This is a genomic window from Chryseobacterium hilariae (assembly GCF_051400735.1).
In the GTDB taxonomy this organism is placed as follows: Bacteria; Bacteroidota; Bacteroidia; order Flavobacteriales; family Weeksellaceae; genus Chryseobacterium.
The window spans coordinates 181,283-194,012 of the sequence record NZ_JBLFFJ010000002.1; the positions used below are offsets into that span (position 1 = coordinate 181,283).

At 35.9% G+C, this 12,730-nt stretch carries 15 protein-coding genes; 1 reads left to right on the forward strand and 14 read right to left on the reverse strand.

From position 1 onward, the window contains the following. Nucleotides 1-42: 42 nt before the first annotated feature. The 6 genes from ACMGDK_RS07605 to ACMGDK_RS07630 all read right to left on the reverse strand — a co-directional run bounded on the left by ACMGDK_RS07605 (nt 43) and on the right by ACMGDK_RS07630 (nt 7,133). Complete coding sequence (locus ACMGDK_RS07605) at nt 43-1,104, reverse strand: helix-turn-helix domain-containing protein (RefSeq protein WP_436807402.1); 1,062 nt, start codon at nt 1,102-1,104, stop codon at nt 43-45. 257 nt (nt 1,105-1,361) lie between these two features. Next, nucleotides 1,362-2,648 carry a citrate synthase gene (locus ACMGDK_RS07610; RefSeq protein WP_436807403.1) on the reverse strand — a complete coding sequence of 429 codons (1,287 nt, stop codon included), beginning with the start codon at nt 2,646-2,648 and terminating at the stop codon, nt 1,362-1,364. 82 nt (nt 2,649-2,730) lie between these two features. Beyond that, nucleotides 2,731-4,023 (reverse strand): phosphopyruvate hydratase, encoded by a 1,293-nt coding sequence (gene eno, locus ACMGDK_RS07615; RefSeq protein ID WP_034703140.1) that lies wholly within the window; start codon nt 4,021-4,023, stop codon nt 2,731-2,733. Between the two features lie 268 nt (nt 4,024-4,291). Next, nucleotides 4,292-5,077 (reverse strand): sensor histidine kinase, encoded by a 786-nt coding sequence (locus ACMGDK_RS07620; protein WP_436807404.1) that lies wholly within the window; start codon nt 5,075-5,077, stop codon nt 4,292-4,294. Between the two features lie 601 nt (nt 5,078-5,678). Further along, nucleotides 5,679-6,494 carry a hypothetical protein gene (locus ACMGDK_RS07625; RefSeq protein WP_436807405.1) on the reverse strand — a complete coding sequence of 272 codons (816 nt, stop codon included), beginning with the start codon at nt 6,492-6,494 and terminating at the stop codon, nt 5,679-5,681. A gap of 6 nt (nt 6,495-6,500) precedes the next feature. Then, the gene (locus ACMGDK_RS07630; RefSeq protein ID WP_436807406.1) at nt 6,501-7,133 is read right to left on the reverse strand and encodes a response regulator; all 633 of its coding nucleotides are present in this window, start codon (nt 7,131-7,133) and stop codon (nt 6,501-6,503) included. Nucleotides 7,134-7,309: 176 nt separating this feature from the next. Here ACMGDK_RS07630 and ACMGDK_RS07635 point away from each other — a divergent pair, with 176 nt between their 5' ends. After that, a complete protein-coding gene (locus ACMGDK_RS07635) occupies nt 7,310-7,744 on the forward strand; it encodes a hypothetical protein (RefSeq protein WP_436807407.1) in 435 nt (144 codons plus the stop codon). Nucleotides 7,745-7,915: 171 nt separating this feature from the next. Here the strand turns inward: ACMGDK_RS07635 and rplQ are convergent, their stop codons facing one another. The 8 genes from rplQ to secY form a co-directional block, all read right to left on the reverse strand. Further along, nucleotides 7,916-8,443, reverse strand: coding sequence for a 50S ribosomal protein L17 (rplQ, locus tag ACMGDK_RS07640; protein WP_436807408.1), 528 nt, complete (start codon nt 8,441-8,443; stop codon nt 7,916-7,918). Between the two features lie 6 nt (nt 8,444-8,449). Continuing rightward, nucleotides 8,450-9,445, reverse strand: coding sequence for a DNA-directed RNA polymerase subunit alpha (locus ACMGDK_RS07645; RefSeq protein WP_034725969.1), 996 nt, complete (start codon nt 9,443-9,445; stop codon nt 8,450-8,452). A gap of 33 nt (nt 9,446-9,478) precedes the next feature. Then, nucleotides 9,479-10,087, reverse strand: a complete 609-nt coding sequence (rpsD, locus tag ACMGDK_RS07650) for a 30S ribosomal protein S4 (protein WP_034725972.1) — start codon at nt 10,085-10,087, stop codon at nt 9,479-9,481. Between the two features lie 19 nt (nt 10,088-10,106). Further along, complete coding sequence (gene rpsK / locus ACMGDK_RS07655) at nt 10,107-10,496, reverse strand: 30S ribosomal protein S11 (RefSeq protein ID WP_027387198.1); 390 nt, start codon at nt 10,494-10,496, stop codon at nt 10,107-10,109. 12 nt (nt 10,497-10,508) lie between these two features. Beyond that, on the reverse strand, nt 10,509-10,886 hold the full coding sequence (gene rpsM, locus ACMGDK_RS07660) for a 30S ribosomal protein S13 (RefSeq protein ID WP_002983260.1): 378 nt from the start codon (nt 10,884-10,886) through the stop codon (nt 10,509-10,511). Nucleotides 10,887-10,895: 9 nt separating this feature from the next. Further along, a complete protein-coding gene (gene rpmJ / locus ACMGDK_RS07665) occupies nt 10,896-11,012 on the reverse strand; it encodes a 50S ribosomal protein L36 (protein WP_007839480.1) in 117 nt (38 codons plus the stop codon). A 111-nt stretch (nt 11,013-11,123) separates the two neighbouring features. Next, nucleotides 11,124-11,339, reverse strand: coding sequence for a translation initiation factor IF-1 (gene infA, locus ACMGDK_RS07670; RefSeq protein WP_027381317.1), 216 nt, complete (start codon nt 11,337-11,339; stop codon nt 11,124-11,126). A 3-nt stretch (nt 11,340-11,342) separates the two neighbouring features. Then, nucleotides 11,343-12,722 (reverse strand): preprotein translocase subunit SecY, encoded by a 1,380-nt coding sequence (secY, locus tag ACMGDK_RS07675; protein ID WP_436807409.1) that lies wholly within the window; start codon nt 12,720-12,722, stop codon nt 11,343-11,345. Nucleotides 12,723-12,730 lie beyond the last annotated feature (8 nt).

Consider the following 12,730-nt stretch of genomic DNA (forward strand, 5'->3'; position numbering starts at 1 on the left):
TGAAAAAATAAGGTTTTGAAGTTTAAATTCCGCAGTACGAAATTATAATTCTGAACTCTGAAACCTTACTTCAGAAGGGGTTTGTGACTGCTTGTACAAAAGCGGTGTGGTATTTTTAATTTTTTTGAATGTGGAAAAGAAAGTAGACTTGGAATTAAACCCAACTTCATAACCAATCTCTTCGATCTTGAGGAAGGAGCCGTTTTCTATTTTTTGGCAGGCTTCGCTGATCCTGTATTCATTAATGTAAGTCGAAAAGCTTTTACCGAGATTATCATTCAGCAATTGGGAAAGCTGATGGGCAGACATGTTCATTTTTGCTGCCAGATCACTTAATTTCAGGTTTGGATTTTTGTATAGTTCTTCGGAATTCATCAGCCGATCGAGTTTTGAAACAAAACCGTCAGCCAGTTCTTCTGAAATCTTTTTATTGGTGTATTTAGGAATTTCTTTCACAGAACCCTGATGATTCTTTTTACTGAACAGAATTAAAAAATTAGCATACAGCACAAATGAGAATACAAGGCTTCCGCCTGCACAGTAAATTTGTACCCAGCCTGTAGAAATTAACTGATAGGCCAGGAAAATAATCACATTGCTGATGAGCACGGGAAGGATAAATTGATTGGGATTTTTTGCTGTCTGCCTTGAAAAAATATAATATTGATATACGGCAAGCAAAACAAATACTGACCAAACCGTATAAATAAAGGTCCCGAAATACTTGTCCCATGTAACCGGAAAGAATAGGTACAGCAGCCCAACTGTCCCAAGAACCAATGTCAGCGCACCAAAAGATGTTCTGCATTGTTTTAAATCAAATTCTTCTCTCTGAAATGATGATTTGATGTAATAATATAAAGCCGGCCCTGTAAAAAATAGCGCAGACATCCCAAAGTGCGGAATGATTCGCGGCCAGTCCGGATAGAAATAGATACAAACGGAAATTCCAACTCTGATGCTTAAAGTCAATAAAATCAAGCCTAAAAAGAAATCCGGAATGTTTTTAAGTTTTTTGACAAACAGAAGATAGAACCCGAGCAGCAACCCATTAAAGGCTCCTACCGCACTAAAGAAAAATAACATCTGCTGTCCGAAAGTCATTGTAATATTTTTTTTGATATAAACATGCCTAATAACTGATTTTATCAGTCTTTATTTATGATTTTCAACAGGAACAGACTTCAGCCTATTTAGTAATGATTCCCATTATCAGGCTTTAACCAAACCTATTGAAAGTGATCAAGTTATGGAAGTAAATTTAATAAAATTATCGATTCCATTTTATAAAAAGACACAACCAATTAAAATAAAAAATCCCAGAGCAAAGCCTTGGGATTTTGTTTATGATAAAACAGGGACTATCTGTTTGTAATATCGATGTAATCTCTTTTTTGAGCACCCTGGTAAACCTGTCTTGGTCTTCCGATAGGATCTCCTTTCATTCTCATTTCTTTCCACTGAGAAATCCATCCCGGAAGTCTTCCCAATGCAAACATTACAGTGAACATTTCTGTAGGAATTCCTAACGCTCTGTAGATAATACCTGAATAGAAGTCTACGTTTGGATATAGTTTTCTTTCTACGAAATATTCGTCCTCAAGAGCTACTTTTTCTAACTGCATGGCAATATCAAGAGCTTTATCCTGGATTCCCAATGCGCTAAGGATATCATCAGCTGCTTTTTTAATGATCTTCGCTCTTGGGTCAAAGTTTTTGTACACTCTGTGTCCAAAGCCCATTAGACGGAAGCTGTCATTTTTATCTTTTGCTTTTGCCACCCATTTATTAACGTCTCCTCCATCTTTATCGATCAGCTCAAGCATTTCGATCACAGCCTGGTTAGCACCTCCGTGAAGAGGTCCCCAAAGTGCAGAAACACCGGCAGAAATAGAAGCGAAAAGACCTGTATGAGCCGAACCTACCATTCTTACTGTAGAAGTAGAACAGTTTTGTTCGTGGTCAGCGTGAAGGATTAATAATTTATCAAGAGCATCTACAATAACCGGATTTACTTCAAATTCCTCATTTGGTAATCTGAATGCCATTTTGTAGAAGTTTTCTACATAGTTCAGGCTGTTGTCTCCGTGGTTAAGCGGAAGACCCTGAGTTTTTCTGTAGGTCCATGCGCAAAGGTGAGAGAATTTAGCAATCATTAATTCTGCAGCATGATCCATTTCTTCTTTAGAGTTTACGTTAACTGCTTTAGGATTGAAAGCAGTTAAAGCGGAAGTTAAAGAAGATAAAACTCCCATAGGGTGAGCAGAACGAGGAAAAGCATCGATGATTTTTTTCATCTCCTCTGCTATAAAGTTATATTTTTTGATGTTGTTGTTGAAAGAACTGAACTGATCCTGAGTAGGTAATTCACCGTTTAATAAAAGGTACATTACTTCTGTAAAGTTAGACTTTTCAGCAATCTGCTCGATTGGATAACCTCTGTAGAATAATTCTCCTTTATCTCCGTCTAAGTAAGTGATGTCGCTAAGAGTAGCTCCGGTGTTTTTGTACCCTAAATCCAGAGTGATTAAACCTGTCTGGTCTCTTAATTTTGAAATATCAATCCCTCTGTCTCCGATAGTACTATCCACGATTGGATATTCATATGAATTACCGTCGTAATTCAATATTACTTTGTTGTCTGACATTTATTTATTTTTTTCTAAATATACTACTTATTACAAAATACGGCAAACAAAAAATATCGCTTGCCGTTATTTATAAATTCAATTATCTTTTGATTTTAAATGCATCTAAACCTGGGAAAAATGCAGTATCACCCAATGCTTCTTCAATTCTTAAAAGCTGGTTATACTTCGCCATTCTGTCTGATCTTGAAGCAGATCCTGTTTTGATCTGTCCGCAGTTCATAGCAACTGCTAAATCGGCAATTGTAGAATCTTCAGTTTCCCCTGATCTGTGAGACATTACTGAAGTAAATTTATTATTCTGAGCCATTTGTACGGCATCCATTGTTTCGGAAAGAGAACCGATCTGGTTCACTTTTACAAGGATAGAGTTGGCAATACCTTCTTTTACTCCTCTTGACAATCTTTCTACATTGGTTACGAATAAATCGTCACCTACAAGCTGTACTCTGTCCCCGATTTTATCGGTAAGCATTTTCCATCCTTCCCAGTCGTTTTCCTGCATACCGTCTTCAATAGAGATGATAGGATATTTGGCTGCTAATTCAGCAAGGTAAGAAACCTGCTCGCTGCTTGAGAACTGAGCGGCATCCGGAGTCTGGAATTTTCTGTAGTCGTAAATTCCGTCTTTATAAAATTCTGAAGCAGCACAGTCAAGGGCTAACATAATGTCATCACCTGGCTTATAGCCTGCTTTTTCAATAGCCTGAAGCAATGTATCCAATGCATCTTCAGTTCCTTTGAAAGTAGGCGCAAAACCTCCTTCGTCCCCTACTGCTGTAGAAAGACCTCTTGAATGAAGAATAGATTTCAGGTTATGGAAGATTTCAGTTCCTTTTCTCAAAGCGTGAGAGAAAGAATCTGCTTTTACCGGCATTACCATAAATTCCTGGAATGCGATAGGAGCATCAGAGTGTGATCCTCCGTTGATAACATTCATCATCGGAACAGGAAGAGTGTTGGCATTAACACCGCCTACATATTTGTATAAAGGCATTCTCAATTCAGCGGCAGCAGCTCTGGCTACAGCTAAAGAAACTCCTAAGATTGCATTAGCCCCAAGATTTCCCTTGTTTGGAGTTCCATCAAGATCAATCATGATCTGATCGATAAAGTTTTGCTCAAAAACCGGTTGTCCGATTAAGTTTTCTGCAATTACTTCTTTTACATTTTCAACAGCTTTCAGGACTCCTTTACCCATATAGTCTGAACCACCGTCACGTAATTCCACTGCTTCATGTTCACCTGTAGATGCTCCTGAAGGTACGGCAGCACGCCCCATGGCCCCGCTTTCTGTAAATACATCTACTTCAATGGTAGGATTACCTCTGGAATCCAAAATTTGTCTCGCTTCTATGAAAGAAATTGCACTCATATTGTTTAGTTTTAAACCATCCGCAAAAGCTTCAAGTTGTTTATTATTAAAATTATACTTGATCACAAATTTAATGAAAAAACTAACCTGATGAAAAAAGTGGGCTTTAATATTTGGTAATAAATAAAATTTCTTCAGTGTTTTTTATAACACCGGAAAATTATGGTCTAATTATCTGTTCGAATAACATTTTCCATTGTTTCTATTCCATGTTTCTGTAAAAAACAGGAGCTCTCCAAAGAATTGTTTGCATTGAACTTTCTGAAGTCTATATTGTAATTTTAAAAATGATTTGGGTTCCCGGATTTTCTTTTAGAATATGACATTCACCTTTCTGCTCCTGCATCCTTCTCTTCATATTGCGCAGACCGTTTCCTTCGGTATCCGCGTCCTGAATTCCGACACCGTCATCCGAGATTTTCATTGTGAAAATGTTTTTTTCCTGAAGAAAGGAAAGCTTTAAAGAATTCGCCCGACTGTGTTTATAGGCATTATTCAAAGCCTCTTTTAAACATAAAAATATGTTACGCCTCAGTTCTGTGGAAATTGGTGTTTCTGATATAATATCTTCGCTTTCTGATAAAAGTTTAATTTTTGTTCTTTTCAGAAAGTTCCCGGTATACTGTATGGCATAGTCTATAAAACTTCCCAGAGTATCATTTCCTGAGTTCAGACTCCAGAGCATTTCGCGCATGGAAAGATTCATTTCTTCTGAGGTTTTCAGGAGTTCATCGATATCATTCTGCAGATCTCCGTCTTCCGCTTTCTGCTTCAGAAACTCTGCCTGAAGCTTTAATGCTGAAATCCCAGCTCCGAGATCGTCATGCATATCGTGGGAAATACGTTCTCGTTCCTGTTCTATGGATTTTTGTTTTTCGAGCTCTTTCTGAAGAAGCTGATTTTGGTGTTCTGCTTCTTTAAGCTGCTGTTCTTTAAGATACAAAAGCTGTTTTTTATTATACATTAGAACAACGAAAATAATGAAAGCAATGAATAGCATTATTACAATAACTGCAATAATATAGGTGAGTTTTATTCTATCCAAGTCATTCATTTCTATCTTTAATTAAATTCCGAACACTATTTTAGGCAAAAAATACCTCTCAAGAATAACGCATAACAAAAAATAGTGATTCCCTGATAAAAGTAATTTATACCTTGGAAAAAAGTACTATCCTTTTCAGCAAAAAACAAGGATGGAATGATTCGCATCAAAAATACGGCACTCCATAATAAAAGTCCAGCACAAAACCAGAATTTCTGTTTATTGTAAATTGAAACCTCATTAGGATTTTTAATTTGCAGCAGCATCCATTCTAAACTAAGAAAAACATAGACAAAACTTTGTACTACCGGTAATAAATTTTCATCTCCAATACTATTCTTTATAAGCAGGCAGGTAATGACTATAAATAAAAAAATATATCTATTATAATGTAATGTAAAAAGTTCTTTAAAATAAAATATAAAGAACATAATATAAAAAACCTTAGTGTATTTATAAATGCCACCATCAAATATTCCTATAAATATCAGGATCTCTGATAAAAAAACAATCAGAAAGTATAAATACAAAAGCCTTTGTCTTGCTGTTTTATTTATAATTGAAAAAGCAAGACAAAGAAAAATTAAAATTAAATAGAATATATACACCTTTAACAACCTGGGGGCTTCAAACAAAAGTCGTCAGAAAAAACGGTTGGGGGATTTCTAAGGGCTTTGTTAGGGCTTAGTTCCATCAAACACATGATTAAGGTTAGATGGTGCATTTTACTTTTATTTGTACTATTAACTGTATTATTCGTTAATACTCCAGGTAAAAAGGATAAAGTATGTTTTGTAGGTTCGTATTGATTAAATTCAGCATATGGTATTAGTATTTCAGTAGTATTACCATACGTTTTATCACCGGACTGTTCTGAATCTACCAATTTCATCTTAGCTTTTGTCATTTCATCATAAATACCAGTTTTGAAAGCATTATCCATTTCTTTAAATGCTTTCTCATCAACTTGCTTAATAGCATCTTCTGTGATAATGTATTTATTATTATCTGAGTCAGCAAAAAGAATTTCCAAATGATTTCCTCTTGTTGTAAGGATTAAACGTATCGAGTCATTATTTTTCACCATTTTCTTCATTTCTTCTCCTACAGCCGGAGCTATATCAAAAGAATATGGATATTTCTTTCCTAATCCTAAATGTGGTTTATAGGTATTTGAATATTTCCCATAATACTTATCTACATCCGTATCCGGTATTGTTGTTAATATAGTATATAAGCTTAGATAATCATACTTCTTTATATATATACTATCCCCATTAGAGTCAACAGGAGCTACATTAGCTTTTTGTTCCGGCCGTTCTAAAGCTCCATTCTTTATCTCTCCGGGTTTATCTTTCTTGCAGCTTCCAAAAAACAAAATTAAAGTTACCAGATAAATAATTCTTAATAGTTTAATTGTTTTCATATTTTCTTAGTTTTTAAAATGGTTAAATTTATTTATAGCTTCTACTTTATTGCTGACATGCAGTTTTCGATAGATGTTTCCTACATGTTTTTTTACAGTATCGATGCTGATGAACTTTTTGCCGGCAATTTCTTTGTAAAGGAGTCCCTGTGAAAGAAGCTCTAGAATTTCTTTCTCACGTTCTGTGAGATCATTAAAATCTTTAATTTCGGGAAGTTTTTTTTCAAAATGGCTCAAGACTCTTCGGGCGATGGACAGGCTCATGGGTGCGCCGCCATTATACACATCGCGGATGGAAGAAAGGATCTTGTCCATGCTTTCACCTTTGATAAGATAGCCCATAGCTCCGGCTTTTAATGAATCAAAGATCTTTTCATCATCTTCAAAGCTGGTACACATGATGAATTGGGTATTGGGCATTTCTTTTCTTAGCTTTTCAATGATTTCAATCCCCAGCATATCCTGAAGCTGGATATCCATCATCACTACATCCGGTAAAATATCTGGAAGATTTTTCAGGGCATCATTCCCGTCAAAGAACTGAGCAGTCACTTTCATGTCATCCTGATAATTGATGACTTTCTTTAATGCATTGTTATAGTTCTTTTCGTCTTCTACTATGGCGATGGAAATACTCATTGTTTTTTCTTTAAAACAAATTTCGTAAGAAAACAAGGCGGAATCAATTACACTTTTGTGTAATTTAGTGACTTGAGTTCAGGGTTATTGGTTTGTTTTTTGTTTCTATTAAATTTAGTTAAAATTTCTATTACAATAGAAAAACAATTAACCCTACCATTAAAAAAATAAATATCATGAGAAAAAGCCTTTTAATAGCAGTTTCAGCTGTGGCATTATTATTAACCAGCTGCAAAAAAAGTGAAAGCGGAAACAAAAGCATCCTCAAAACTGACAGTTCAGAAACTGTGATCACGGACAATAACGGAAAAATTGATTCTGTAACCGAAAGTTCCTCAACAATTGAAGTGAATGGTCAGAAAACAGAAAAAACAGATTTCGTTTACAAGGCTACAGACGGAACATTAGTAAAAGTAGTGTTCAAAAATGATCCTAAGGAAAGTAATGTAGCCATTACCAGCAACAAAAAGACTTTTACATTACCTAAAACGGACACAAAAGACGGCGAAGTCATCTACAAAAAGGATGATATGACCGCCAGGGTAAAAGGTGACAGTCTTCACCTGGAACAGGGGAATAATGTGATTGAGCTGAAAAGAACGAAAATTTAACCGGTTAAATTTCGGAATCGGAGTTTAGAAATAATGAATGGTGAATTGTCAATAGCGAATCTAAAATTCACTGCTCATTTGTAAAGCAAGATTTAGTATTCTTAACAGAAGCCAGCAAATAAAAAAGCCATCCAGAATCTGGATGGCTTTTCATTTATACCTGAATGAATATTATTCTTCAGTTTTCTCTTCTGCAGAGTCAGTTGCTTCAGCCTTAGGCTCTTCAACTTTCTCTTCTGCTTTTGGAGCTTCAGCTACTACAGCTTCAGCTTTTTTTGCAGTTGCAGATCTTCTGCTTCTTCTTGTAGCTTTTTTCTCCTCAGCATTAGGATTGTAAAGTTCGTTGAAATCAACCAGCTCGATAAGAGCCATGTCAGCAGCATCACCTGGTCTGAAACCTGTTTTGATGATTCTTGTATAACCACCGTTTCTTTCAGCGATTTTAGGAGCTACTGATCTGAAAAGTTCAGTAACCGCTTCTTTACTTTGAAGATATGAAAAAACAATTCTTCTATTGTGTGTAGTATCTTCTTTTGCCTTTGTTAATAGAGGTTCAACATATACTCTTAAAGCTTTTGCTTTAGCTACAGTAGTGTTGATTCTTTTATGCTCAATTAGAGAACAAGCCATATTAGAAAGTAAAGCACTTCTATGAGAAGCTGTTCTTCCTAAGTGATTGAATTTTTTACCGTGTCTCATTATTAATTATTTATCAGCGTCTAACTTATATTTTGCAACGTCGAAACCGAAGTTAAGACCTTTTGAATGCACTAATTCTTCTAGTTCTGTCAAAGATTTTTTACCAAAATTTCTGAATTTCATCAAATCAGACTTACTGTAAGAAACCAATTCTCCAAGAGTTTCTACTTCAGCTGCTTTCAGACAGTTAAGGGCTCTTACAGAAAGATCCATATCTGCTAATTTAGACTTAAGTAGTTGTCTTGTATGAAGTGTTTCTTCGTCATATTGGATAGATGCTTTTACAGCTTCAGTTTCAAGAGTGATTCTCTCATCAGAGAACAACATGAAGTGATAAATTAATATCTTAGAAGCTTCAGTTAAAGCATTTTGAGGACTGATGGAACCATCAGTTTCTATATCTAATACAAGTTTTTCGTAGTCTGTTTTTTGCTCTACACGATAATTTTCAATGCTGTATTGTACTTTCTTAATTGGCGTGAAAATAGAGTCAATCGCAATAGTACCTACTGGTGCATTGTTTGACTTATTCTGTTCTGAAGGAACATACCCTCTTCCTTTTTCAATATTGAAAGTAATTTCGAAAGTTACATCACTGTTTAGGTTGCAGATCAAAAGATCTGGGTTCAGCACCTCAAATCCGTTGATAGATTTCCCTAAATCACCAGCAGTAATAACAGTTTGACCTGAAACTTTAGCAATTACCTGCTCGTTGGCCTGGCCTTCTGCTGAAGCTTTTAATCTTACCTGCTTAAGGTTAAGAATAATTTCGGTAACGTCTTCGATTACTCCTGGAATAGTTGAAAATTCGTGCTCTACACCTTCTATTTTGATAGATGAAATAGCATATCCTTCCAGAGAAGAAAGCAACACTCTTCTCAAAGCATTACCGATTGTAAGCCCGAAACCTGGTTCTAATGGTCTGAATTCGAATTGACCTTTAAATTCATCAGAGTTAAGTAAAATTACTTTATCGGGTTTTATGAATTGTAAAATTGCCATATTATTGGGTTGAGCAAAAATTTGATTAAAAAATTATTTAGAGTAAAGTTCGACGATAAGCTGTTCCTTGATGTCCTCCGGAATTTGGATTCTTTCAGGAGCAGAAACGAAAGTACCTTCTTTCTTCTCATCGTTGAATTGTAACCACTCATAATTAGCTTTAGAAGCTAATGAATCAGTAACAACCTCAAGAGATTTAGATTTCTCTCTTACAGCGATCACATCACCTGCTTTTACTAAATAAGAAGGAATGTTAAGGATCTCCCCATTCACAGTGATGTGTCTGTGAGAAGTTAACTGTCTAGCAGCAGATCTTGTTTTAGCAAAACCTAATCTGAATACTACGTTATCCAATCTTGATTCACAAAGCTGTAATAGAACTTCACCTGTTACACCTTTACTTCTGTGTGCTTTTTCAAATAAGTTAGCAAACTGCTTTTCTAAAATACCGTAAGTATATTTAGCTTTTTGCTTTTCAGCTAGCTGAACTGCATATTCTGATTTTTTAGCACCTCTTCTTTTGTTAGGACCGTGTTGTCCTGGCGGTTGGTTTTTTCTTCTTTCGAAGTTTTTGTCGTCTCCGTAGATTGCAGCACCAAACTTTCTAGCAATCTTAGTTTTAGGTCCAATATATCTTGCCATAATGGGTAAATTCTAAAAATTAAACTCTTCTTCTTTTAGGTGGTCTACATCCATTGTGCGGCATAGGAGTCACATCAATGATTTCGCTAACTTCAATACCTGAATTGTGGATTGTTCTGATTGCAGATTCTCTACCTGCACCAGGACCTTTCACATACACCTTTACTCTTCTTAGTCCAGCTTCGTGAGCAACATTAGAGCAATTTTCAGCTGCCATTTGAGCAGCAAATGGAGTATTCTTTTTAGAACCTCTGAAACCCATTTTACCGGCAGACGCCCAAGAGATAACTTCTCCGCTTTTATTTGTTAAAGAAATGATGATGTTATTGAAAGAAGCCTGAATGTGCGCTTCACCAATAGCTTCAACTTTTACTTTTCTTTTTTTAACTACTTTAGTTTGTTTTGCCATAATTCCTAACGATTATTTACTTGCCTTTTTCTTGTTAGCAACAGTTTTTCTCTTTCCTTTACGGGTTCTAGAGTTGTTTTTCGTTCTCTGGCCTCTTAAAGGTAGTCCTAGTCTGTGACGTATTCCTCGTTGGCATCCTATGTCCATCAATCTCTTGATGTTCAATTGCACTTCAGATCTTAATTCTCCTTCTACTTTTACGTTTTCAGAGATATATGTTCTGATTGCAGCCAATTCATCGTCATTCCATTCGTTGACTTTCTTGTCTTCGCTGATACCGGCAGCTTTAAGGATTTCGGAAGAAGTACTTCTTCCAACTCCGTAGATGTAAGTTAAACCGATAACACCTCTTTTGTTTTTTGGTAAATCAATACCTGCAATTCTCGCCATAATTTAATGTTAGCCTTGTCTTTGTTTAAATTTTGGGTTCTTCTTGTTGATTACGAATAGTACACCTTTTCTGCGTACAATCTTGCAATCAGCACTTCTTTTTTTAATTGATGCTCTAACTTTCATTTGAAATATTTATTTTTTTTACTTACCAATGGAATCTTACGATTTCATTTTGATAGTATTTTATTTTTCAACAAGAGCCAAATGGAACATACATTCCATTTGGCGTTTGTCTTAATATCTAAATGTGATTCTCCCCTTCGATAAATCATAGGGAGACATTTCTAGTTTTACCTTGTCTCCAGGTAAAAGTTTAATATAATGCATTCTCATTTTACCGGAAATATGAGCGATAAGTATATGCCCATTCTCCAGCTCTACACGGAACTGGGCGTTCGAAAGTGCTTCCGTGATAACGCCGTCTTGTTCAATATGTTTTTGTTTCGCCATAAATTAATATCCAGTCGTTCTTGATAATTTAGACTGCATTAAGCCATCATAATGATGGTTCAGCAGATATGTATTAATCTGTTGAACGGTATCTAAAATAACTCCAACCATAATCAATAGTGATGTTCCCCCGAAAAATAGGGCGAACGCATCTGTCTGAACAAAGCTTCCATGCACTATTGCTGGAAGGACTGCAAAGATAGACAAAAATATTGCACCTGGCAAGGTAATTTTTGATAAAATATCATCTAAATAATCAGCTGTTTCTTTACCGGGTCTTACTTTCGGTACTAAACCTCCATTTCTCTTCAAATCATCAGCCATTTGGTTTACCGGAATCGTAATTGCAGTATAGAAGAATGAGAAGATAATAATTAATAGCGCGAACAATACGTTGTACTGCCAGCTAAAAACATTCTTGAAACCTGCAAGAAAAGTATTGGACTCATCGAATTTCGTTAATAATCCTGGTACGAACATCAATGCCTGAGCAAAGATAATCGGCATTACACCAGCAGCATTTACTTTCAATGGGATCCACTGTCTTGCTCCCTGCATAAGATTTCTGTTTACACCTCCTCTTGCTTGAGCTCTGCTTACATACTGAATTGGAATTTTTCTGACAGCAACAGATAATACTACTGCTAAAAGAACTACCAGCATCCAGAATATTACTTCTATAAGGATCATGATAGATCCCATTCCTCCTTTTCCGTTCTGCACTGCCATTTCCTGTACGAATGCTTCAGGTAGTCTTGAAAGGATCCCCACCATAATAAGGATGGAAATACCGTTTCCGATACCTTTGTCGGTGATTTTCTCACCTAACCACATTGCGAACACTGAACCGGCAACCAAGATTACAATACTTGGTAACCAGAACATGATGGAATTCGGCTCTACATAATATGCAGACTGGAACTGAGCATACGGTAAGAATAATTGAGTAATAGATGTTAAATAAGAAGGGGCCTGTACAAGACAAACTCCAATAGTTAACCATCTAGTAATTTGATTCAATGTATTTCTACCAGACTCTCCATCCTTCTGAAGTTTCTGAAGATAAGGAATAGCCATCCCCATCAACTGAACAATAATAGAAGCAGAAATATAAGGCATGATTCCCAACGCCATTACGGAAGCGTGGCTGAAAGCTCCCCCCGTAAACGACGAAAGCAAGCCAAGGAGACCTGCTCCTTGCTTGTTACCGCCTTGATCTTTATAATGCTCTAAGAGATCTCCCACTTCTGCAAGGTTAATTGCGGGAAGGGAGATAAAAGATGCGAATCTATACACAAGGATAATACCTAACGTAAAGAGAATTTTATCTCTTAATTCCTTTAGGCTCCAAATATTTTTAAGGGTTTGTATAAATTCTTTCATTAGTAAGT